General features: G+C 66.4%; 20 protein-coding genes. 10 read left to right on the top strand and 10 right to left on the bottom strand.

Annotation, left to right across the window (positions count from 1 at the left end; genetic code table 11):
* Nucleotides 1–39 precede the first annotated feature (39 nt).
* On the bottom strand, nt 40–813 hold the full coding sequence (locus VV02_RS02170) for an SGNH/GDSL hydrolase family protein (protein WP_052589518.1): 774 nt from the start codon (nt 811–813) through the stop codon (nt 40–42).
* Nucleotides 806–1,369 (bottom strand): PadR family transcriptional regulator, encoded by a 564-nt coding sequence (locus VV02_RS02165; protein WP_052589517.1) that lies wholly within the window; start codon nt 1,367–1,369, stop codon nt 806–808. Before VV02_RS02165 ends, VV02_RS02170 begins: the two co-directional genes overlap by 8 nt.
* A 40-nt stretch (nt 1,370–1,409) precedes the next feature.
* On the opposite strand from VV02_RS02165, the gene VV02_RS02160 reads away from it, so the two are divergent.
* Nucleotides 1,410–1,874, top strand: a complete 465-nt coding sequence (locus VV02_RS02160; protein WP_052589516.1) for a nuclear transport factor 2 family protein — start codon at nt 1,410–1,412, stop codon at nt 1,872–1,874.
* Between the two features lie 71 nt (nt 1,875–1,945).
* Here the strand turns inward: VV02_RS02160 and VV02_RS02155 are convergent, their stop codons facing one another.
* Both VV02_RS02155 and VV02_RS02150 read right to left on the bottom strand, forming a co-directional pair.
* Entirely contained in the window at nt 1,946–2,389 is a 444-nt protein-coding gene (locus VV02_RS02155; RefSeq protein ID WP_052589515.1) for a nuclear transport factor 2 family protein, read from the bottom strand.
* Between the two features lie 42 nt (nt 2,390–2,431).
* Nucleotides 2,432–3,667, bottom strand: coding sequence for an extracellular solute-binding protein (locus VV02_RS02150; protein WP_052589514.1), 1,236 nt, complete (start codon nt 3,665–3,667; stop codon nt 2,432–2,434).
* A gap of 135 nt (nt 3,668–3,802) precedes the next feature.
* On the opposite strand from VV02_RS02150, the gene VV02_RS02145 reads away from it, so the two are divergent.
* The 3 genes from VV02_RS02145 to VV02_RS02135 all read left to right on the top strand — a co-directional run bounded on the left by VV02_RS02145 (nt 3,803) and on the right by VV02_RS02135 (nt 5,520).
* The gene (locus tag VV02_RS02145; RefSeq protein ID WP_157063231.1) at nt 3,803–4,192 is read left to right on the top strand and encodes a nitroreductase family deazaflavin-dependent oxidoreductase; all 390 of its coding nucleotides are present in this window, start codon (nt 3,803–3,805) and stop codon (nt 4,190–4,192) included.
* Nucleotides 4,193–4,276: 84 nt separating this feature from the next.
* Nucleotides 4,277–5,056 carry an SHOCT domain-containing protein gene (locus tag VV02_RS02140; protein WP_052589512.1) on the top strand — a complete coding sequence of 260 codons (780 nt, stop codon included), beginning with the start codon at nt 4,277–4,279 and terminating at the stop codon, nt 5,054–5,056.
* Nucleotides 5,053–5,520 carry a very short patch repair endonuclease gene (locus VV02_RS02135; RefSeq protein ID WP_342667812.1) on the top strand — a complete coding sequence of 156 codons (468 nt, stop codon included), beginning with the start codon at nt 5,053–5,055 and terminating at the stop codon, nt 5,518–5,520. The genes VV02_RS02140 and VV02_RS02135 overlap by 4 nt, the downstream gene beginning before the upstream one ends.
* Here the strand turns inward: VV02_RS02135 and VV02_RS02130 are convergent.
* Complete coding sequence (locus VV02_RS02130) at nt 5,495–6,907, bottom strand: DNA cytosine methyltransferase (RefSeq protein WP_052589511.1); 1,413 nt, start codon at nt 6,905–6,907, stop codon at nt 5,495–5,497. The two genes, VV02_RS02135 and VV02_RS02130, sit on opposite strands and share 26 nt — an antisense overlap.
* A 415-nt stretch (nt 6,908–7,322) precedes the next feature.
* Here VV02_RS02130 and VV02_RS02125 point away from each other — a divergent pair, with 415 nt between their 5' ends.
* Both VV02_RS02125 and VV02_RS26270 read left to right on the top strand, forming a co-directional pair.
* Complete coding sequence (locus tag VV02_RS02125; protein WP_169787627.1) at nt 7,323–9,020, top strand: DUF262 domain-containing protein; 1,698 nt, start codon at nt 7,323–7,325, stop codon at nt 9,018–9,020.
* 307 nt (nt 9,021–9,327) lie between these two features.
* Nucleotides 9,328–9,489: a hypothetical protein gene (locus VV02_RS26270; protein WP_157063230.1), complete on the top strand. Its 162-nt coding sequence runs from the start codon at nt 9,328–9,330 to the stop codon at nt 9,487–9,489.
* 84 nt (nt 9,490–9,573) lie between these two features.
* On the opposite strand, the gene pstS is transcribed toward VV02_RS26270, so the two are convergent.
* The 4 genes from pstS to VV02_RS02105 all read right to left on the bottom strand — a co-directional run bounded on the left by pstS (nt 9,574) and on the right by VV02_RS02105 (nt 15,040).
* Nucleotides 9,574–11,604, bottom strand: coding sequence for a phosphate ABC transporter substrate-binding protein PstS (gene pstS / locus VV02_RS02120; RefSeq protein WP_052589509.1), 2,031 nt, complete (start codon nt 11,602–11,604; stop codon nt 9,574–9,576).
* Between the two features lie 103 nt (nt 11,605–11,707).
* Nucleotides 11,708–12,889: an alpha/beta hydrolase-fold protein gene (locus tag VV02_RS02115; RefSeq protein ID WP_052589508.1), complete on the bottom strand. Its 1,182-nt coding sequence runs from the start codon at nt 12,887–12,889 to the stop codon at nt 11,708–11,710.
* Nucleotides 12,882–13,826, bottom strand: coding sequence for a type 1 glutamine amidotransferase family protein (locus VV02_RS02110; RefSeq protein ID WP_052589507.1), 945 nt, complete (start codon nt 13,824–13,826; stop codon nt 12,882–12,884). The genes VV02_RS02115 and VV02_RS02110 overlap by 8 nt, the downstream gene beginning before the upstream one ends.
* The gene (locus VV02_RS02105; RefSeq protein WP_052589506.1) at nt 13,823–15,040 is read right to left on the bottom strand and encodes an ATP-grasp domain-containing protein; all 1,218 of its coding nucleotides are present in this window, start codon (nt 15,038–15,040) and stop codon (nt 13,823–13,825) included. The genes VV02_RS02110 and VV02_RS02105 overlap by 4 nt, the downstream gene beginning before the upstream one ends.
* A gap of 172 nt (nt 15,041–15,212) precedes the next feature.
* On the opposite strand from VV02_RS02105, the gene VV02_RS02100 reads away from it, so the two are divergent.
* Entirely contained in the window at nt 15,213–15,563 is a 351-nt protein-coding gene (locus VV02_RS02100) for a YciI family protein (RefSeq protein ID WP_157063229.1), read from the top strand.
* 118 nt (nt 15,564–15,681) lie between these two features.
* Here the strand turns inward: VV02_RS02100 and VV02_RS02095 are convergent, their stop codons facing one another.
* Complete coding sequence (locus VV02_RS02095) at nt 15,682–17,253, bottom strand: MFS transporter (protein WP_157063228.1); 1,572 nt, start codon at nt 17,251–17,253, stop codon at nt 15,682–15,684.
* Between the two features lie 104 nt (nt 17,254–17,357).
* Between VV02_RS02095 and VV02_RS02090 the strand changes: the two genes are divergently transcribed.
* The 3 genes from VV02_RS02090 (at nt 17,358) to VV02_RS02080 (ending at nt 20,478) form a co-directional block, all read left to right on the top strand.
* Nucleotides 17,358–18,119: a TetR/AcrR family transcriptional regulator gene (locus VV02_RS02090; protein ID WP_083449845.1), complete on the top strand. Its 762-nt coding sequence runs from the start codon at nt 17,358–17,360 to the stop codon at nt 18,117–18,119.
* Between the two features lie 118 nt (nt 18,120–18,237).
* The gene (locus tag VV02_RS02085; protein WP_052589504.1) at nt 18,238–18,615 is read left to right on the top strand and encodes a YciI family protein; all 378 of its coding nucleotides are present in this window, start codon (nt 18,238–18,240) and stop codon (nt 18,613–18,615) included.
* A 60-nt stretch (nt 18,616–18,675) separates the two neighbouring features.
* The gene (locus tag VV02_RS02080; RefSeq protein WP_052589503.1) at nt 18,676–20,478 is read left to right on the top strand and encodes a choline/carnitine O-acyltransferase; all 1,803 of its coding nucleotides are present in this window, start codon (nt 18,676–18,678) and stop codon (nt 20,476–20,478) included.
* Nucleotides 20,479–20,737 lie beyond the last annotated feature (259 nt).

The following is a 20,737-nucleotide window of genomic DNA, read 5'->3' as shown; positions in this document are numbered from 1 at the left end:
CGCTAGCCGAGCCGTATCGAGACCTGGCGAGCCGTCCGCTCAGCTGACCTCGACGGGCAGTAGCTGTGGACGCTTTGCCTCGCGACCGTCGCCCGAGGACTGGCCGCGCAACCGGCGTACGAGCCACGGCCCCAGGAAGCCGGCCGCCCACTTCGCCTCGATGACCGCGCGCTCCAGGCGCGGGAGCGGCTCCAACGGCACGAGCGGGTGCGTCCATGAGTCGTCCGAGCCGGGCAGCTCGAGCGCGTGGGCCATCGCTGCAGCGATCCGGGCATGGCCTAGCGGGCTGGCGTGCAGCCGGTCGGTGGACCAGATGCGCGGGTCGGTCGTGACGTCGTGGGCGGTGGACTCGACGACGACCACACCGTGGCGAGCGGCCGTCGAACGGATGCGCTCGTTGAGGTCCTCGACGCGGGCGCGCAACGGCTTGGCGAGCGGCGCGATGCGACCGATGTCGGGGAAGGTCAGCGTGGCGACGGTCGCGCCCGCCGCAGTCAGCCCGACGAACATCGCCTCGAGGTCCGCCGTCACAGCATCCGCGTCGTAGGACGGCCGCATGGCGTCGTTCATGCCGGCCAGCACCGTGGCGATATCGGGCTTGAGTGCGATGGCCGCGTCGAGCTGGGTCTCCCGGATCTGTCGGGCGCGGAGGCCACGGACGGCGAGGTTGGCGTACGTCATGCCTGGGTTGGCAACGGCCAGGTGCTCGGAGAGCCGGTCGGCCCAGCCGCGCAGTCCGGTCTCGTCATTGCCGTCCCACAGACCCTCGGTCTGGCTGTCGCCGAGGGCGACGTAGCGGGTGTAGCTAGGCATGAATTGCCTTCCTGCTGTTGAGGATTGACGCGGTGCGGCGACACCAGGCGACGTTTTCCTGCTCGTAGGTGAGGCCGCGGAGACAGGTGAGGTAGGGGCCGATGCGATCGCTGGTGCTGAGGAAGTCGTCCTCGGTCTGGGTGCCGCGCATGCGCTCGAGCAGCCCTTCGAAGAGGGTGACCTTGGCGGCGGCGAAGGTGGCGCGTTCCTCGAGCTGGGCGATGACGGGAGCGGGGTCGACGCCGTCGACGGCCTGGACCATGACGACGAGGTCATCGCGCATGACGGATGGCTTGGCGCTCTTGTCGACGAAACGCTGCAGCTCGGCGTGGCCGTCCTCGGTGACGGTGAAGAGGCGCTTGGTGGGGCGGGTCTCCTGCACGACCTCGCGACCGCTGATCAGGCCCTCGCCCTCGAGGCGGGTGAGCTCGGCGTACAGCTGCTGGGGCAGGGCGTGCCAGAAGTTCGCGACGCCGATGTCGAACGCCTTCGCCAGCTGGTAGCCGCTGAGCTCGCCGGTGAGCAGCGCGGCCAGGACGGCGTGCTTGAGAGCCATGGGCTTCCCTTCTGTTGCTGGTCCGAGCATACTCAAGAATATGACTAATCACGATTCTGACCCTGCAGGCAGGTTCCGGGCGGGCGTGGAGGCGCGCGACATCGACGCGATCGCGGCGACGCTGGCGCCGGAGGTGCGGCTCTACAGCCCGGTGAAGTTCCGACCGTTCGAGGGGCGGGCGGATGTGGTTGAGCTGTTGGGTGTGTTGTTGCGGACGTTCGAGACGTTCCGGTACGTCGGCCAGCTCGCCGGCCCCGTCGAACCGGCCGCTGGTCGAGTAGGCGAGGCGCTAGCGGGGCCGTATCGAGATCAAGGCACCGATGCACAGGTGCTGATCTTCCGAGCGACGGTGCAGGGCAAGGAGATTCACGGGATGGACCTGCTGCACGTCGGCTTGTCAGGGCTGATCGAGGAGATCACCGTGATGGTTCGCCCGCTGTCCGCGACCCAGACACTGGGCGAGGCCGTCCTCGCCAACTTCGCCGCTCCCACGCTGGTCGAGTAGGCGGAGCGCCAGCGGAGCCGTATCGAGACCCCGTGAGGGGTCCAGGATCAGCCAGGTACCGGCGTACTGGATCAGGTCAGGTCGGCGTTCCCGTCAACGATCTTGAGGTCGTACACGAACTTGTCGAGGCGCCAGCCGCTGTCGGTGCGTTGTGCGCCGATGTCGTAGCTGCCGATGAACGTGCGGGTCTTGCCCTTGGTCGCGGACTCCTTGGAGTGCACCGCGATCGCGTCGGCGTGGATCGCAGCGGTGTCGCCATCGATCTCGATCAGCTGGTTGCCGGACTGGTGATGGCAGGAGTCAAGATCGGCGAGGCCGACCTTCCAACCGTCGGCGATGGTCCGGGCCTCGACGGTCGCGGCTGGGTCGCCGAAGCCACCGTCGAAGAAGACCTCCGGCGTGAAGACCTCGTTGACCAGGTCGTCCCATCGTGCCTGATCGGTGTAGACGAACAGCTTCGTGACGAGCTCGCTGATGGCGAGACGGTCAGCGATCGCGGCGAGTGTGGGCTCCATAGGTAGGAGGCTAGACAGACTCCCACGCCGGCGTGACCCGGCTCAGCTGATCGGCGTGATCGTCCTGACCGAGGCCACGACCGTGGACTTCAGGTTTGCCGGCATCCGCACGTAGCCCTTGGACTCGGACGTGGCGGCCGCCGCCAGGAGGAAGGACTTGATCGCGTTCGCCCGGTCGGCGTTCGGCGCTGTCGAGCAGACGATCAGATCGGTCACCTGAACCAACGGATAGGCAGCGGTCGCGGTCGGCCGATAGAGCGATGGCGTGAACAGGCTGGCGTCACCGGCTGACTGCGGGCGCACCGTGGTGCCCGCGATCGCTTTCGTCGGCCCCTGTCCGACGAACTGGGTCGCGCCGTGGCCGTTGTGGATCCGAGCCGGGTACAACGTGTCGACACCGGAGATGCCCTGGGGATCGAGGTACGCGATCGCGCCCTTGGTGGACTTGATCTCTCGTACGACGTCGTCGGCGCCCTGAACTCCCCGACCAGCACCGCCGGTGAAGGCCGTCGTCTCGCCCTTGGTCCAGGCGCCGCTCGACGCGGCCGTGAGGTACTGCTGGAACGTCTGCGTGGTGGTCGACTGGTCCGAGCGGAAGATCGGGACGATCGGCACGTCTGGCAGCGATACGCCCGGGTTCAGCGCGCTGATGGACGGGTCGTTCCAGCGCTTGAGCGAGCCGGTGAAGATCTTGGCGAGGACCGGTGCGCTGAGCACGAGCCCTTCAGGCGCAGCTCGGTTGGGATCGGTCAGGTTGTAGGCGATCTCCAGCGCGCTGAAGTCCATCGGGAGATGGAGCGCCGGCCCGTTGCAGCGGTGCTTCGCCTGGTCCATCTCGGCGACGTTGAGCGGGCGATCAGAGGCGGCGAAGTCGGCCTTGCCGCCCAGGAACTTCTCGATGCCGGCGTCAGTGCTGAGGGGCTCGAACGTGCTCGTGGCACCAGGGCAGCTCAAGTCGTACGTCTTCGAGTAGGACGCCATCGCGGTCGCGAAGGCGGGCAGGCCGGCTCCGGTCACCGGGGCCTTGCTACCGCAGGGCACGGCCGTCGGGGGATCCGTGGGTGAGGTCGACGCTGTGTTCCCCGCGTCGCTGGTGGGACCTGTTGTCGGCGTGGGACTTGCATCGTTCGTAGGACCTGGTGAGTTGGTGCTGCCGATGGCCTGAGGTTTGTCGTCCTCGGGCCAGAGCTGGATCGCGCCGATGGCGCCGACACCGAGTGCCAGCACAGCTGCGGTCGCGACCAGGGCGCGAGTTCGGTTGCGACCGCCCTGCTGCATGCTGACCCCCGAAAGCCTCGCCGTGTTCGCGGACACCATAACGGGACCGCCGCCATCAGCCGGGCGTCGCTGACAGGGACCGTTCGATGTGACTTACGGAGCGCTCAACCGCTCGGTAAGTCATACAGTCAGGACGTGGATCCGAAGCGCGCTCGGGCGATGTGGCAGAAGGCGAACCCGCGCAACATCACGATGGCGCAGTGGTTACCGTACTTCTTCGTCGTGCTGGAGACGACCGGCCGACGTACGGGTGAGGCGCGACAGGTGCCGGTGGCGCGCGGGCCGATCGAGGGCGATGTCGCGTGGTTGATCAGCGTCCACGGCTCGCACGCGAACTACGCCCACAACATCGCCGACGACCCTCGGGTGCGGCTGCGCGTCGGACGAAACTGGCGAGCAGGCTCGGCGCGACTGGAGCCGATGGACCCCAAGATCCTGGCGATGTTCAGCCCGTTTGCGAAGTTCGGTATGCGGATGACGGAACACGACCCACAGCTGGTTCGCATCGACCTCGACCCCCGCTGACTGCTGCCTGGGGCAGTCGACCAGGTTCGCGGCCGACATCTTCTGTCCGGAACGACGAGCAGACAAAGGTCGTACGGTGGCGGCGTGACAGGGACACTGTTTGAAACCGTCGGTTCGTCCTCGGGCTCCGAAGCCTTCGATCGGCTCCGGGGCGCGATGGTGGCCGGTAGCCCCGTGCGCAGCGAGTGTGAGGCAGCCCTGCAACTGCTCATCGACCGATGCGATCCGGGAGATCGAGGTAACCGGTTCGTGGTTGGTGCGGCCGCCGAGTGGGTGGTTGCTTCTGCTGCGTGGTCTGTGGGGATCCTGTCTGCACCGGGCGGACACAACGTTGATGGCTTTGACCTCCAGGACCTCCAGGAGGCGGCGCGGGGACTGTGGTCGATCAAGGCCAGTTTCCAGGAGAAGGCTGCCCCGTTTCGAATCTCAAACGGTCTCGGCGGCGCCGGTCGCGGCATGACTGACCCGACCGTCTTCCTGCATCCTCGTTTGCCTGGCCTTGTGCTCATTGATCCAGAGGTTCATACCGATGTCGCCGCCCGGGTGGAGTCGAAGCAGGACGGAACTGTGCTGGCGTTCCGCCCAATCGCGGACCATGCCGTTGCCCATCCCGAATGCGTCATCGAGATGCGAGTGCCAGCCAATGAACACCGCGGCACCGAAGACGCGGCGCTCCTGTTTACGAAAGGGCTCCTGACGACCGAGCGGTTTCCTCGTCTGAGCGACATCTTTCGGGCATCGGAGCCCCGCCGCGGCGGAACAGTGGTGGACGAGATCCGTGGATTGGACGAGCTCCGGGCCTCCGGCGCGCTCACTAAGGAGCAGTTCGATGAGGCGGTCAAGCAGGTGCTGGCCACGAAATGAGCTCGGACCACGAGGACGGGATCAAGGCATTCTCGATGCCCCCGCATCCCGGTCCGTCGTCTCCCGAGTTGACTCAGCGGTATTCGCGATTGCGGCGCAAGGACACAGCCCCTGAGGTCGCCCTGCGGAAGGCCTTGTTCGCGGCTGGTCTCCGTTATCGAGTGACTTTCCGGGTGCCGGGTCGGCCGCGGAGGTCCATCGACATCGCCTTCCCGAAGCAGCGCGTCGCGGTGTTCGTTGACGGCTGCTTCTGGCACGGCTGTCCAGTTCATGGCACCAGTCCGCGTGCCAACTCAGCGTGGTGGCGGCAGAAACTTGCTACGAACGTTGCGCGCGACGCCGACACCAATCAGGTATTGAGCAATGCTGGTTGGACCGTCGTGCGGATCTGGGAGCACGAGGACCCTGTCGAAGCCGTCGGACGTGTCAGTGAGGTCCTTACCCAGCCGCATCAAGGTCGCTAGTTTGCGCGGCCAAGAGCTTCGCCTCGGCTTCGTGGGCGGCCGGGCTCAGCGCGTCGGGTGAGGGGTTGAGGTCTGCGGCGAGGACGGCGTTGACGAGTTTCGGCGGCAGGTCTGCCCGGTCCCGCTCGACGTGAGTGCGGAACACATGCCACGCAGCGCCGACCGAGACGCCGTTGCCGACCTGCTTGTATGACTGCGCCTCGCGCCGGTTTGCGAACTCGAACTCACGCGGTAGGCCCTGCAAGCGTGCGGCCTCGTGCGGGGTGATCCGTCGCTGCCGGCTACCGATGATCGAGGTCTGCGTGATCGCCACCAGCGCCGGGAGATACGTGGGCGCCTTGGCTCGGATCCCGGATGGTCGGAAGTGCATGACGGTGTCCCACAGGGACTCGATGTCTTGGGCCTGCCACTCGAGCTTGCGGCGCGAGGCGGGGAACGTTTCGAACTCGGGATGAGCCTTGCGCCACCGGTCGATGGTCTTTCGGTGCGCGTCATAGAAGCGGGCGTTCTTGATCAGGAAGTCCCGCTTCCACTTCGGCAGAGCATCGATCTCGACGACGTCGAGTTCATCCTCCGGCCGCCAGTCATCGGCCCAGAGTGGGAAGCCGGGGAGCCGTTCGCCGGTGCTCTCGCGGATGCGCTTGTTGAGGTCGTCCCAGACGTTGATCCAGGCCCACTCATCGTCAGAGAGCTGGTAGCGCTGAAGGTCCTCGATGGTGTCGTCGTCATCGAGGATCCAGTCGACATCCCAGTCATGGGCGTTCCAGTCCTGGACCGGTGCCCGGACAACGGTCGGAGCCACGTCGGTCTCCGCCATCGCTCGGTCGCGGCCGACGTAGGTGCCAAGGATGAAGACGCGGTCCCGCACCTGCGGTGTCCCGCCCATCGATGGCGGGAGGAAGTGCGGCGAGAAGACGCTTGGTGTCGAGGACACGCGGTAGCCGAGCTCGCGGAGCGTCTGGATGATGACGTCCCACTCGTGACGATGGCGCGGGCCGGCGAGGTTGCGGACGTTCTCCAGGAGGACGATCTTGGGGCGGCGAGTCTCGAGGATGCGGGCGATGTTCCAGAACAACGTGCCTCGCGTCTCCTCCATCCCACGCTGGTAGCCGCTCTTGCTGAACGGCTGGCACGGGAAGCCCGCGGCAAGCACCTCATGGTTCGGGACGTCGACCTCGTCGAACTCGGGTGTCGCCAGGGTGATGTCTGTGTTGATCTGTGGAGGCCGACTGAGGCCAGGTCCGCTGACCCAGTTGTGGTCGTACGTTCCGCGCGCCGCGGCGTCGATCTCGGACACGTACACGCAGCGACCGCCCGCGTGGTCGAGCATCGCGTGAAACCCGCCGATCCCGGCGAACAGGTCGATGTATGAGAACGAGCGGATCATGACTTTAGCTTAGCACTAAATAGCTCGATATCGAGCTTATCTGCAGGACTCAACGTCCGGGACATGGCACCTCGATCGAGTGACGCCGGGTGGCGTAGGTATCGCAGCCCGTGCTGCCTGGTTCAGGGAGGTCGAGACAGTGCCACAGAGCACCGACATGAGGTTGGCGTTGCTTGAGGGCTGGGGCACCCGTCGACCCGGGTGGCTTCTGTCGGGGAAGAAATTGAATGCGCCGGCCGGTGCACCGGCGTTATTGCAGAATTTCTGAACAGGCGAGACCTAAACCAGGTACCGTCGGAACGAGTACGCTGCCGATCTTTGAGGACATCGGTTGATGCAAGCAGTATGGGCATGGCCAGAGTTTCTGCATTCTGTACTTCTTACAGAAGGTCGCCAAGAAAGCGTTGGGGGAAAGATGAGCAATGCGCCGTTTCAGCCGCAGCTTCGATCGATCCGAGACATCCTCAAGACTACACTTCTCGACGTACCGAGATATCAAAGGCCGTACTCCTGGACGCCTGAAAACGTGCAGGAATTCCTGGATGATCTTATAGATGCCAAATCTGAGGGCTACTTTATTGGCCCGATGGTCGTCTACAAGGCAGGATTTAGATACGCAATTGTGGATGGCCAGCAACGACTGACTACCATCACCCTTCTTCTCTCGGTCTTGCGAGACTACCTCAACGATCTCGGCGAGACGGATCGAGCTGATGGCATCCACAACTTCATCGAGACAAAAGATGAAGAGAACCGAAAGCACTACGTCCTGCAGTCGGGGGCGGCCGGTGGCCATCTCTACGACAACTACTTGAGCGCGGTGCGCGGCGAACGGAAAGTTGCCACCAATGAGGATCAGCGAAATATTGACGCCGCCGTTAAAGATCTCCGATCGCAGCTGGAAAGTAAACTTGAAGACCGCCGCGTAGGCGACGCGACTGAAGATCAAATTCGCGATCACACGATCGCGTACCTGAGTGATGTGCGGGCTCGAGTATTGAGCCTCAATGTGATCTGGATCCCTCTTGAGTCCGAACAGCAGGCATACGCGATATTCGAGACCTTGAACTCTAGGGGAAAGGACCTGGACACGGTTGATTTAGTTAAGAATCTTGTGTTCAGCGGACTTCCGGCCGAAAATGCCGATCATGACCCGCATGCGGAAGACTGGCGCGAACTGAGACGAGTGCTCGAAGAAGATGGCAAGCGCGCCGTGCCTAACATGTTCATTCACCACTGGTGGTTGTCGTGGGCACCCTTCGTGGCCGAGCGGCGTGTATTCGGCAAGATAAGCGACCATGTCAAGGCAGAGAAACTTAGCCACTCTGACCTGCTGACCGCCCTACTAAATAACGCGCGTCTCTATGCGAAGATAACAAACCCGGCAGGCGCAAAATGGGACAGGGAGTTCAATCCTGTCAAGGAGGCGCTCGAGGCACTTCTGGTCTTCGGCGTTCGACAGCCACGACCACTGCTGCTCGCCGCTCTCCGCGCTCACAGCGAGGATCGACTCAGCCTAAAACAGTTGACGAAACTCCTCGCCGCCGTAGAAAGTTTCCATTATATAACCACGGCCGTCATGCGTCTGAGTAGCTCTGGAGGCGTAAGCAAGATGTATGCGACCTTTGCTCATCGCCTCACCGAGGCGGACAACAAGGATGATGCCGGTCAGGTTCTGACGGACATCCGAAGCGCTCTCAAGGATAGAATCCCTGAGGATGGCTTCGAGCCTGCCTTTCTTGAGCGCCTTCGCTACTCGAAGGCCGAGGCCGATCAGAAAGACTTGGTCTTCTATACGTTGGGCCGCTTGCAGCGCGGACTTCGTCCAAAGCATCCACTTGAGCGAGGATCATGCAACGTCGAGCACATTCATCCGCAGTCAAGTGGGACGGAATGGGCGTCGCAAATTGGAAATCTTGTTTGGCTGCCCAAGTCGTTGAATGATGAGCTCGGCGACAAGTCATTCAAGGCGAAGAAGGCGATTCTCGAGAAACATGTTGATCAACTCGTTCTTGACGGCGCAATGGAGAGCGAAGAGTGGTCTGAGGATGCCGTAATCCAACGGGGTCGTATCCTTGCCCAACTCGCCGTGGAGAAGGTCTGGCTCCTGTGAATCGGCCCGCCTAAGAATACGGGCCATCTGGGGTGCATGAGTGCGGCCGATTTGAATGTGCATGGCCATCGGCCGCGGGTCACTGGAATGCTGAATGCCTGTCTGGGCGGTTCAATTGTCGTGAACCGCGTATCTGCGGAACCTTCGTCTCGCTACGGGACCGGCTGGCACCTCTCGCCCTACTCGGCGAGACCTACTCGTAGTAGCCCCTCTGGGGCGGGGAAGATCCAGGACAGGCCGTCGCGGAGGCGGTCGCGCTAGTTCTCCCCAGGAGTGGCCGTCGCGCGCCTCGACGTAGCGGAGCTCCATGCCGACCGCTTCGAAGACCGGAACCATCGTCCGGTTCGGCACGATCAGCGGTTCGTGCACGCCACATGACTGGAAGGTCCATCCGGTCGGCGACGTGACGCGCCCGCGGGCGCTCGTGGAGCACGTCCTCGGTCACCCCATCCTCAAGAACCACATCTAGGTGACTCGCCTCCTCGCAGATGACTCTCATCGAGGGGAGTCATCTGGGAGGGCGGGAGTCACCTGAGCGCGCCGCGCACCCTGACTACTGGATCGCGTTGACCGTGCTGATCACCTTGGCGCGGAAGGCCGACGGCAACGGCACGAATCCCTTTGCTTCCAAACCGGATTGACCGTCCGAGGCCGCCGACGACAGGAACGCCCGCACCCGCTGACCCGCCGCCGCGCTGTACCCCTTCGAGCAGACGATCTCGTACGTCGGCTGCAGCAACGGGTACGCCCCAGCAGCCGAGGTGCCGTGCATCGTCGACACGTTCAGGTTGAGGTCGCCCGGGGCGGTGAGCGCGGTCGTACTGGCATCGATCGCCTTGCCGGCGCTCGCTGCGCTGTACGCCACCGGTCCCGAGCCGCTGTTCACTCTCGCGAGACGCAGCTTGGCCGCGGCCGCGGAGGCGGTGTCGACGTACGTGATCGCGCCCGGCGTGCTGGCTACCCGCTCAGCCACGCCAGTCCCCCGGGCGACACCCGTGCCGGTCCCGCCGTTGAAGTCGACGCCGGCACCGACGTTCCAGGCTCCACCGGACGAGGCCGTGAGGTACTGCTGGAACGCGTCGGTCGTGCCTGTCTGGTCCGAGCGGAAGACGACAGCGATCGGCTGGCTCGGCAGCGTCACCCCCGGGTTGATCGCCGCGATCGCCGGATCGTTCCAGGTCGTGATCCTCCCCCGGAAGATCTGCGCGGCAACCGGCCCATCGAGGATGAGTGCGTCCACGCCAGACACGTTGTACGCCAACGCAATCGGCGTGAACACCATCGGGATGTTCCACACCGGGTTGCCCCCACAGCGCTTCGCCGCCGATGCCGCCTGCGGCCCGTTGATCGGCGCCTCGGAGGCTGCGAACTCGGCCTTCCCGTCGGCGAACTGAGCTCGACCTGCGCCGGCTCCCATCGTCTCGTACGCCACGGTCGCAGCCGGGCACGACCGTCGGTACGCGGACACGAAGTTCTCGACTGCCCCCTGCTGGAGCGACGACCCGACACCGCTGATGCTCCCGGGGCTGCACGTCGTCGCACCCGGGACGGTCGTCGGCCCGCCGGTGGTTGGCTTGTCGACCACAGTCCCAGGACTCGGCCCGCTCGAGACCGTGTTGGTCGGGCCGGCCGAGGGGTCGTGCTCGTCACGAAGCGTGTTGATCACGACGGCACTGACACCCGCGGTCACGAGGAGCCCAGCGGCAACGCCCAGGACGATCGACGTACGACGTCGGCTGGGTCGAGGGGCCGCCTCACCTGATGCGACTGGAGCGTTGAGCGCGGCTCGGGCCGCCCGGGCGAGGTCGCCCGCGCTCGCAAAGCGTTGCGCCGGGTCCTTGGCCATGCCGCGTGCGATGACCTGATCCATCGCCGGGGAGACTGCGGCCGCCTGGCTGGGTCGCGGCGGAGCCTCGGTCAGGTGCGCGTGGACCTGCTGGGCGACGTCCGCGCGACCGAAAGGCGTTGCGCCGGTGAGGCATTCGTACAATACGCACGTGAGGGCGTAGACGTCGACGGCCGTGCTGATGTCTCCGCGGCGGAACCGCTCGGGCGCCATGTAGGCGAGCGTGCCGAGGGCCGAGCCGTCGTCGGTGATCCGCGTCTGGCCGTGCGTGTGAGCGATGCCGAAGTCGATCAGATAGACGAAACCGCTGGTGTGGACGAACAAGTTGGAGGGCTTGACGTCGCGGTGGATCAGTCCGGCGCGATGCGCAGCGTCGAGTGCGGCCGCGGCCTGCTCGACGACGTCGAGTGCGCGTGGCGGTGCCATCGGGCCCTGAGCTCGCAGGAGCGCCTCGACGTCGGTGCCCTCGATGAGCGCCATGTCGATGTAGAGCTGCCCGTCGATCTCACCGAAGCTGTGGATCGGTACGACGTGGGGCTCCTGGAGGGACGCGGCTACCTCCGCCTCGTTGAGGAACCGGCGGCGGTACTCGTCGTCCTTGGCGTGGTGGGCGGCCAGCACCTTGAGCGCGACGCGGCGCCGGGTGGCCGGGTCGTACGCGACCCACACCTGACCCATGCCGCCGGTGCCCAGCAGCCGCTCGAGGACATACCGCCCGAACCGACCCTCATCGACCACTGCCGCCCCCTGGTACGTCCCGACCGTGCCGGCGTCAGGTTATCCGGCACTTGGTCTCGATACGGGCTCGCCCAGGGGCTCGCCCTACTCGACCAGCGAGTGGCTACTCGTAGTAGTACTTCTGGGGGCCGGGGTAGATCCAGGACAGGCCGTCGCGCAGGCGGTCGCGCCAGTTCTCCCAGGAGTGGCCGTCGCGCGCCTCGACGTAGCGGACCTCCATGCCGGCCGACTCGAACACCGGCACCATCGACCGGTTCGGCACGATCAGCGGCTCATAGACCCCGCACGACTGGAAGATCCGGTCGGCGACGAGACGCGGCCGCGCGCGGTAGCGGTTCATGAACGACACCACCGGGTCGAACACCTCACCACCACCGTGGTCGAACCCGATGTCGGTGAACACGAACGACCCCGACTGCAGCAGCAGCGACCCGAACACAGAGGGGTTCCGGTACGCCACCGACAGCGCCGCCACGCCCCCGAACGACGCGCCCATCAGGCATCGCGCCGACGGCCGGTCGAGGAGCGGCAAGTCCGCAGCCAGGTGCGGCAACAGCTCGGAGACGACGAACCGCGCGTGCCCCGCATGGTTCGGATACTCAGTCTCCCGCGCCCCCGGATCCGTAAACACCACAACGGTTTCCGCGACATCTAGTCGGTGGATGAGGTTGTCCAGCACCGTCTTCATCGACGCGTACTGCAGGTAGTCCGAACCGTCGTGCACGACCAGTAAGGGATAGGACCGCGTACGCCGAAAGCGAGCTGGCAGGTAAACCTGGGCCCGCATCTCGCGCCTGAGCGCCCGCGAGGGCACGGCGATCTCGGTGAGCGTGCCGGGCCGCGCGTCCTCGTCCGGCAGCACCCAGTCCGGCACCACATAGCCCGACGCGTGGCACACCGACGACGACCCCACCGGGCTGTGTGCCACCCGCGGGTTCAGCGGATCGTTGCCCGACGACACATCGGAGCCGCGTCGCACCTCGAGCTGGTACTCCACCCGTGACCCCTCGGGCAGCTCGAGCACGGCGTACCAGAGCGATGTCTCACCCACTCGACGCATCGGCACCCGCTGCGGCTGGTTCACGATCCGGTGCAGCACGTGCACCTCGTCGGCCTGGCCGCGGAACAGGAACGTGCACCGCGCACCCTCGACGATCGGCACCTCGTGCCGGGCCAGGAAGCGATCAACAGCGCTCTCGTCCAACGGCTTTCGCGCTCGGAGACCGTTGATCGCCAGCTTGCGCTGCCCCGCGTCACGTGCTGGGTACGCCTGTGTCTCAGTCATCGTCGACCTCGCCCAGCTGCATCACGGCTCCCGAGGAAGAGATCACCGAGGCGGATGCCGGCAGCGACCGATCGGCGCCAAGAGCGACCCGCGCTCCTGGATCTAGTGGCAGACACCGCGCCGGCGCGAATCGCTTTGAAAGCGAAGCGGTTCGGGGCCGCGAGGACAATGCCAGCCGCTGGTGCGCTGCCGGCAGTGCCACGACGCCGGGCACCAGACCCAGCCCCGCGTCGTACACCTCGGGAAACGCCGGCCCATGCGTCGCGCGGTCGTTGAACAGCACCACGCGATCAGTCAGCACCATCGCCCCGGCCGACCACGCGATCACCGGACGCGTCGCGAGCACTGGCGCGACGTTGAACAGGTGCAGCGTGTCCAGCAGCACGCCGACGTGCCCACCGGTCAGCACCACTGCCGATGACGACTCCTGCAGAGCCGCGACCTCGGCTCGGTGTGCCGCGATCACCGGTCGGTCGTGCGGCGCGACGGCGTCGTAGAAGGCGGCGTGCACAGCAGCCACCCGACGGAGGTGTCGGGCATCGAGGTCGCGAAGCACATCCTCCGCATCCGCGACCGCGCGAGCCACCAAAGACTCTGTGGCAGAAGGCCGTTCGTAGAGCGACAGCAACGCCTCCATCGCATGGCCCACGCCCAGCAGGTAGAGCTCCTGCATCTCGCCAAGCATCGTCCGCCGATCATTGTCGGCGACGGCATAAGCCGGATCCTTCTCGAGCACGTCCTGCAGTCGGTGCCACAGCCCGAGGTTGACCGACTGGTCGGCCAGATGTGCGGACAGCTCAGCGTCGTCCCGCTCGCGTTCTTGCCAGCCGGACGTGATCGTCGCGAACGGACCTGTCAGTCCTAGCGATTCGACGACCCGGTCGAGACCCGGCCGCCGTTGCGGACCGAGCAGTGTGACGGGAGGAGGGGCGCTCAAGAAGCGTGCACCTGGACCAGCTCCCCGACGTCCGACAACATCGTGCGCAGCGTGTCGTAGTCAGGGTGCTTGAGGCGTACCCATGCATTGGCCATGTAACCCGCCTCGACGGGCTGGGTCGGCGTACCGGCGGTCGGGATGTGCGCGTCGATCAGCCACTCGCCGTAGCGATCGTGCAGCTCGTCGACCCCACTCACTCCGTTGATGACTCCGTCGGCCGCAGGTCGCAGCGCGATGATGCCGCTGGCCAGCCGCCGCGATGGTTCGCTCCAGACCTGACCATGGACGATCGCATCCGCCCACGCCCGGTAGACGTCGATGTCGTTGCCCACGCCGTAGAGGTCCCAGCAGCCCACGCCCGGCGGTCGCGCGCCGATCTCGCTGAAGCGCAAGCCTTTTGGCCCGTAGAACCACTCCATGTGAGTCGCCGACGTCCCGATCCCCAGGGCTTCGTGCACGCGCGCACCCATCGAGCGAAGCTCTTCGTAGAACGGCGCCGAGTCGATCTGGTTGGTCGAGATGTACTGCGGGCTGATCCATCGTGACCGCATCGCCTCGAGCACGTTGGGGTAGTAGTGACTGACGAAGTCGAGTGCTGTGTCCCCGCCCACGGACACCGTGTCGTAGAACCCCTCGTGCCCCTCGACGAACTCTTCGACGGCGATCGACGAGACCGAGCCAAGCGAGTCCACGGCAGCCGACAGGTCGGCGTACGACGAGACCTTGGTGGTGGCGGCCGCGCCGGCCCCGTCGCGTGGCTTGAGCACCACGGGGTAGCCGATCGCATCGACGAAGTCGCGTACGTCGTCAAGGTTGTGTGCGGCGATCGACGCAGCGGTGGGTACGCCGGCCGCGCGCAACGCGTCCTTCATCGACGGCTTGTCGCGGCAGAGCCAGGTCGTGTGGACGGACGTGCCGGGTATCCCGGTGGCCTCGCGGACGATGGCCGCCGGCAGCGTGTGCGACTCGATGGTCGCCTCGAGCGCGTCGATCCAGGTCATCCCCTGGAAGTGCTCGACGACCGCGCGCAGCTGGTCGACATCGGTCACCGATTCGACCTGCTCATAGTGATGGATCCACCCGCGCAGCTCGTCGTCGAGCCAGTCCCACGGGGTCTCACCGACTGCAAAGACCGTGGCGCCGACCGCGGAGAGGGCCCGGACGAACTCCCGCTGGTTGCGCGGAAAATTCGGTTCGACGAACACCACGTTCATGGTCCCCGAGCCTAGTCGTGTGGTCATCGACTGGACGCCGCATCCCAACTCGCGATGGACTCTGGGTAAGCGACCGTCTCGGGGCGTCATGATGTTGTCGCTGTAGTCGAGCTAGGAGAAGTGCCATGACCGAGTACGCCGCGCCGTCCCCGTGCAAGGGGGGCGGCCTCACGTGAAGGCTGTTGTCTTCATGTTCGGCAGCCTCCAGTGGGACACCCTGAGCACGCTCGAGCAGCAGACCTACTACGACGACCACGACGCTTTCGCGACCGCAGTCCAGAACTCCGACGGCTGCTCGATCCGCTGTGGGGAGGCGCTGGCGAGCAGTGAGTCGGCCACGGTCGTACGTTTTCCGGGCGAGGCTCAGGCCCTGACCGACGGCCCCTACGCAGAAGCCACCGAGCAGCTCGGTGGCTTCTACGAGGTCGAGGTGCCGAGCATGGACGTCCTGCTCGGCCTGGTGAAGCTGTTGCCGCAGTCCTACACGCTCGAGATCCGCCCCGTCTGGGAGATCCCGGACTAGCGGGCTCGTTGGTCGAGTAGGCGAGGCGCTAGCCGAGCCGTATCGAGACCAGGTGCACGCAGTCACCGGGTCTCGATACGCCTCCGCTGGCGCTCCGGCTACTCGACCAGCGGGGGCTCTACTCGACCGGCGAGAGGTGGGCGGCTTCGACCTGCTCGGCCGCGGGGTCGATCGCTCGGGGCAGCTTGGTCAGCGCGACCACGGCGCCGACGACCATCAGCGCCGCCGCCGCGAGGTCGGCCCAGTGCATCCCGGTGACGTACGCCGACTGGCCGGCTTCGATGAGACTCACACCTTGCGAGCCGGGCAGCTGAGCGGCCACCGTGAGCGCGCCGGCCAGGGTGTCGCCGGCTTCGTGCGCGGCTCCGCCGTCAAGCGACATACCGGCCGGCAAGGTGAAGTCGTGCCGGTAGCCGAGGTTGAGCAGCGAGCCCAGGAGCGCGATGCCGAGGGCGCCGGCGAACTCGGTGGTGGTCTCGACGAACCCGGCCACAGTGCCGGCCTTGTCGAGCGGGACGGTGCCGACGACGTACTCAGTCACCAGGGTGGCGACCACGATGATGCCGGAGGCGACCATGGTCGCCGGGATGAGGCACACCCAGACCGACGAATCCGCCTGTGCCAGAAGCAGACCCGCGAAGCCGACCGCCGCCAGCACGAGCGAGGACCCCATCACGAGCGGCCGTCCGAACCGGGCTGCCAGCCCAGCCGCAGCGGGTGCGACGGCCCCGACGACGATGGTCGGCGCGAGGCTCCACAGCGCGGCCTTCAGCGGTGAGAACTCGAGCACCTGCTGGAGGTACTGAGTCAGCAGGATCGCGTTGCCGATGATGCCGGCCTGGGCGACCACGTTGACCGCGATCGAGCCGCGGAGGCCGGGCCGGCGCAGCAGGTTCAGGTCGAGCAGCGGGTGCTCGGTGGTGCGCTGGCGGCGGAAGAAGGCCCAGCCGAGAGCCGTACCGACCACGAGCGCGACGAGTGCCCGGGCGGACCAGCCGTCGGCGGCGAGCTCCTTGATGCCGTAGATCACGGGGAGCACCGAGCCCAGGACGAGGGCTGAGCTGATCAGGTCGAGGGGGCTGGGGTGGGCCGAGCGGCTCTCCGGCAGCAGGCGTGGTGCGGCGATCAGGAGTACGGCCATCACGGGCACGTTGACCAGGAACACCGCGCCCCACCAGACGTGCTCCAGGAGCACACCGGACAGGATCGGGCCGAGGCCGACGCCGCCGGCCATCACGGCGGACCAGATGCCGACTGCCTTCGCGCGCTGGGTCGGGTCGTGGAAGACGGACCGCACGAGCGCCAGCGTCGACGGCATGAGAGTCGCACCGCCGATGCCCATCAGGGCGCGTGCGCCGATCAGCATCTCGGCGCTGGTCGACCAAGCGGCCACGAGGGAGGCGGCGGAGAACGCGACCGCGCCGATCATCAGCAACCGGCGCCGCCCGATCCGGTCGCCGAGCGCCCCCATGGTCAGCAGCAGGCCGGCGAGCACGAAGCCGTAGATGTCGAAGATCCAGAGCAGCTGAGTCGCACTCGGCTGGAGGTCCTCGGCGATGAACGGGACGGCGAAGAAGAGCACCGAGACGTCCATCGACACGATCAGCATCGGCAGGCACAAGGTGGCCAGCGCGATCCACTCGCGGCGCCCGGCTCGGGGGTGGTCGGTCGGGCCGGATGGTGTGGTCATGGCCGCGGGTCCTTTCTGTGTATGACGTATCGCTGTATGTGGTACACAGAAAGTAACTCAGAACGGTGTACGGCGCAAGCAGTAATTTGATCTACAGTGAACGCATGGCCGACGACGTTGCGCAGTCGCTCGATGAGCTCCCGCCCCTGCCCCGTTATCTCCAGCTGCTCTGGGACCGCGAGGCGCCGGGTCGGCGCGGGCCGAAGCCGGGCCGCAGCATCACCGAGATCGGTGAGGCAGGCGTACGAATCGCTGACCGGGACGGCATCGACGCGGTCTCGATGAAGTCGGTCGCGACCGAGCTCGGACTCACGACGATGTCGCTCTACCGCTACGTGGACTCCAAGGAGGAGCTCAACGCGGTCATGGTCGATGTGGCGCTGGGCGAGCCCGACTTCGCGGTGACGGCGCGTGGGCGTTGGCGGACCCGGCTCGAGGCCTGGGCGCGGGCGGGTGCCGCCAAGCGTCGGGCTCATCCGTGGGTCGTCGATATCGCCGTCCCCGGGCCGCCGCTGACTCCCAACACGATCGCGTGGATGGAGTGTGGCCTACGCGCCTTCGCGAACACGACCCTCGGTGAGCAGCAGAAGCTGTCGACTCTCCTCGCGATCGACAGCTACGTCACCGATCACGTACGGATGTCGGTCCAGTTCGGGCTGCTCGGGCGTGAGCACGGCGGCTCCGAGCACGCGGACACCTATGGGTTGACGCTCGCGCAGCTCATCGATGCCGACCGGTTCCCGTCGCTCACACAGGCGCAGTCATCGTTCGAGGACGATGACGAGGACTTCTTCGAGGCCGAGCTGTCGTTCGGCCTGAAGGTCTTCCTGGACGGGGTCGACGTCCTGGTCGCGAGCGCTCGCTGAGGCGAGGTCGCGGGGAGACGCGAGATCGGCGTACCGAAGATGTCGAGGGCGCTGCAGCCGCTCCGACGTCCCTGCTGAAGGTGGCCGCAGTGGCCATTCGCCGAACCAAGGAGAAGCCATGAAGTACGTCATCCTCATCCACTCCAACCCGCAGCCCTGGGGCCACCCGACGACCGACTACATCCCCGAGCAGCAGGCGCTCCCGAAGGCCGACAGCGACCGGATGACCGCCGAGTTCGAGCAGATCCTGACCGAGATGAGCGAGAACGGTGAGCTGGAGGGCGGGCAGGCGCTCGGCGACCCGACGTCAGCCCGGCTCTACCGCTGGGCGGGCGGCAAGCCGATCGCGACCGACGGCCCGTACGCCGAGGCCAAGGAGCACCTCGCGGGCTTCTTCCTGATCAATGTGGCCAGCCAGGAGCGGGCCGAGGAGATCGTTGCGAAGTTCTCGGGACCGGGCGAGACGGTCGAGCTGCGTCCCATCTGGGAGGGCTGACCCGGCGCCGCGCCGCCCAGGGTCGCCCTTGGGCGGCGAATCGTTGCAAGGATGCGGGGCATGGATCAGGCCCGCACCTTCGCGCTCGAGGACGATCTGCCCCGAGTCCCGCTGCCGACCGTCGAGCGCAGCTGCGAGCTCTTCCTTGAGTGGTGCCGTCCGCTGCTCACGGCCGACGAGTTGCGGACGACCGAGGCCGCCGTCGCCGACTTCTTGAAGCCGGACAGCCCCTCGCACACGTTGCACCAGGCGCTCGCGGCGTACGACGCCCGCCCGGAGGTGGCCAGCTGGCTCGACACGTTCTGGCCCTACCGCTACCTCGGGCGGCGCGACCGGATCGCTCTCAACGCCAACTTCTTCTTCCTCTTCCAGGACCTCGGGGAGAGCCAGGTCGAGCGGGCGTCCGGCCTGATCGCGGGCGCGCTCGGCTACAGGGCCCTCATCGACGACGAACGCCTCCCCGTCGCCACACGTCGCGGCACACCGCTCTCGATGGAGCAGAACAAGTACCTCTTCTCGGCCACCCGCATCCCCGGCGTCGACATCGACACCGCGCGGACGCCGTACGCCGAAGCCTGGCCTGGTCCGTCGCGCGAGCGTCATGTGGTCGTGCTGCATCGCGGGGCGATGTACCGGCTCGACGTGATCGGCGAAGGCGGGCGTCCGCACACGATGGACGAGATTGCTGCGGGTCTCCGAGCGGTGCTCGACGCTGACGCGCCGGGCCAGTCGGTCGGCTGCCTCACCTCGCTGGCGCGTGCAGAGTGGGCGGCCGATCGGCAGGCTTTGCTGCAGCTCGATCCGGCGAATGCGGCAGCGCTCGACATCATCGAGACCGCGCTGTTCTGCGTCTGCCTCGAGGACGACCGACCGGGCGACGCCGAGACTGCCGGCGACCTGCTGCTCTACGGCGGCCGCGGCAACCGGTGGTTCGACAAGGCCCTGTCGTTCATCGTCTTCGCGGACGGGACAGCCGGGATCAACTGCGAGCACTGCTGTCTGGACGGTACGACCGTCGTCAGCCTCGTCGATGCCCTGCACGAGACGCCGGCTCGGGAGGCGTCGGGGCGTTCGGGCGCGGAGGGTCAGGGAACGCCGGCGCCGGTGCCGATCCGCTTCGTCCTCGACACCCGACTGGAGAAGGCCGTCGAGGACGCGGGTGACGCGTTCGCCGACTACGGCGCCTCGACGGCCACGACCACGGTGTCCATGGACGTCGGCACCGACCAGCTCAAGGCGCTCGGGGTTTCGCCGGATGGGTTGGCGCAGATGGCTTTTCAGATCGCGCACCGGCGGACGAAGGGTCACGTGGGCGCGACGTACGAGTCCATCGCGATGCGGCACTACCGGCACGGTCGCACCGAGGCCATGCGCGTCGTGACCCCTGAGGTGGTCGACCTGCTCGTTGCGATGGATGAGCCGGGCGCGGACGACAACGCGCGTCGGGCCGCGCTGCGAGCGGCGATCGACGCCCACGTTGCCCGAGCACGGCAGTGTCAGGCGGGTGACGCCCCCGAGCAGCATCTGTGGGAGCTGCTGATGATCCAGCAGCGGCAGGGTGCCGAGCTGGGCGCCACCGAGCCACTTGCGCTCTACGAGACACCGGGGTGGCGGATCATGCGCGACGACTACTTGAGCACCAGCGCGGTCCCGTCGGCCAACGTGCAGTACTTCGGCTTCGGAGCGACCGGTCAGAGCTGCATTGGCGTCGGATATGCCCTGCTACCAAACCGATTCAACGCTTACCTCTGTACGGCGCGCGAAGCTGGCGAGGCGCTCCAGCTGTTCGCGGACCAGCTCCGCGAGGTTGTCTCCGAGCTCCGAGCCCTCCTCGCCGGCGGCTCGTCCTCGCTGGTCGAGTAGCCGGAGCGCTAGTGGAGGCGTATCGAGACCTGGTGATTCGCAGGGAGACTCGGCGTTCGCGGTTGCGTGGTCTCGATACGGCTCGGCTAGCGCCTCGCCTACTCGACCGGCGTTGGGGCGTGTCGTGGTGGGGGTGGGATGGGGGTGTGTGAAGAAGCGCAACCTTGTTGTAGATCTGTACAACGAGGTTGTACTTCCCACGAGACCCTCTGCCCTCCGCGGGCTGACACGCCGGGCCGCTTGGTTGGTCGAGTAGCCG

The organism is Luteipulveratus mongoliensis (assembly GCF_001190945.1).
Taxonomy (GTDB): domain Bacteria; phylum Actinomycetota; class Actinomycetes; order Actinomycetales; family Dermatophilaceae; genus Luteipulveratus; species Luteipulveratus mongoliensis.
The sequence above is the reverse complement of the archived record's forward strand: the minus strand, read 5'-3'. Positions and strand labels throughout refer to the sequence as shown.

Bases quoted from the DNA above. Each gene is read 5' to 3' on its own strand.
- VV02_RS02150 (WP_052589514.1), bottom strand. From the start codon at position 3,667: ATGCAGCAGGGCGGTCGCAACCGAACTCGCGCCCTGGTCGCGACCGCA.
- VV02_RS02095 (WP_157063228.1), bottom strand. From the start codon at position 17,253: ATGACCACACCATCCGGCCCGACCGACCACCCCCGAGCCGGGCGCCGC.
- VV02_RS02165 (WP_052589517.1), bottom strand. From the start codon at position 1,369: ATGGCTCTCAAGCACGCCGTCCTGGCCGCGCTGCTCACCGGCGAGCTC.
- VV02_RS02125 (WP_169787627.1), top strand. From the start codon at position 7,323: ATGAGCAATGCGCCGTTTCAGCCGCAGCTTCGATCGATCCGAGACATC.
- VV02_RS02170 (WP_052589518.1), bottom strand. From the start codon at position 813: ATGCCTAGCTACACCCGCTACGTCGCCCTCGGCGACAGCCAGACCGAG.
- VV02_RS02080 (WP_052589503.1), top strand. From the start codon at position 18,676: ATGGATCAGGCCCGCACCTTCGCGCTCGAGGACGATCTGCCCCGAGTC.
- VV02_RS02160 (WP_052589516.1), top strand. From the start codon at position 1,410: ATGACTAATCACGATTCTGACCCTGCAGGCAGGTTCCGGGCGGGCGTG.
- VV02_RS02135 (WP_342667812.1), top strand. From the start codon at position 5,053: ATGAGCTCGGACCACGAGGACGGGATCAAGGCATTCTCGATGCCCCCG.
- VV02_RS02085 (WP_052589504.1), top strand. From the start codon at position 18,238: ATGAAGTACGTCATCCTCATCCACTCCAACCCGCAGCCCTGGGGCCAC.
- VV02_RS02155 (WP_052589515.1), bottom strand. From the start codon at position 2,389: ATGGAGCCCACACTCGCCGCGATCGCTGACCGTCTCGCCATCAGCGAG.
- VV02_RS26270 (WP_157063230.1), top strand. From the start codon at position 9,328: ATGCCGACCGCTTCGAAGACCGGAACCATCGTCCGGTTCGGCACGATC.
- VV02_RS02090 (WP_083449845.1), top strand. From the start codon at position 17,358: ATGGCCGACGACGTTGCGCAGTCGCTCGATGAGCTCCCGCCCCTGCCC.
- VV02_RS02115 (WP_052589508.1), bottom strand. From the start codon at position 12,889: ATGACTGAGACACAGGCGTACCCAGCACGTGACGCGGGGCAGCGCAAG.
- VV02_RS02130 (WP_052589511.1), bottom strand. From the start codon at position 6,907: ATGATCCGCTCGTTCTCATACATCGACCTGTTCGCCGGGATCGGCGGG.
- VV02_RS02105 (WP_052589506.1), bottom strand. From the start codon at position 15,040: ATGAACGTGGTGTTCGTCGAACCGAATTTTCCGCGCAACCAGCGGGAG.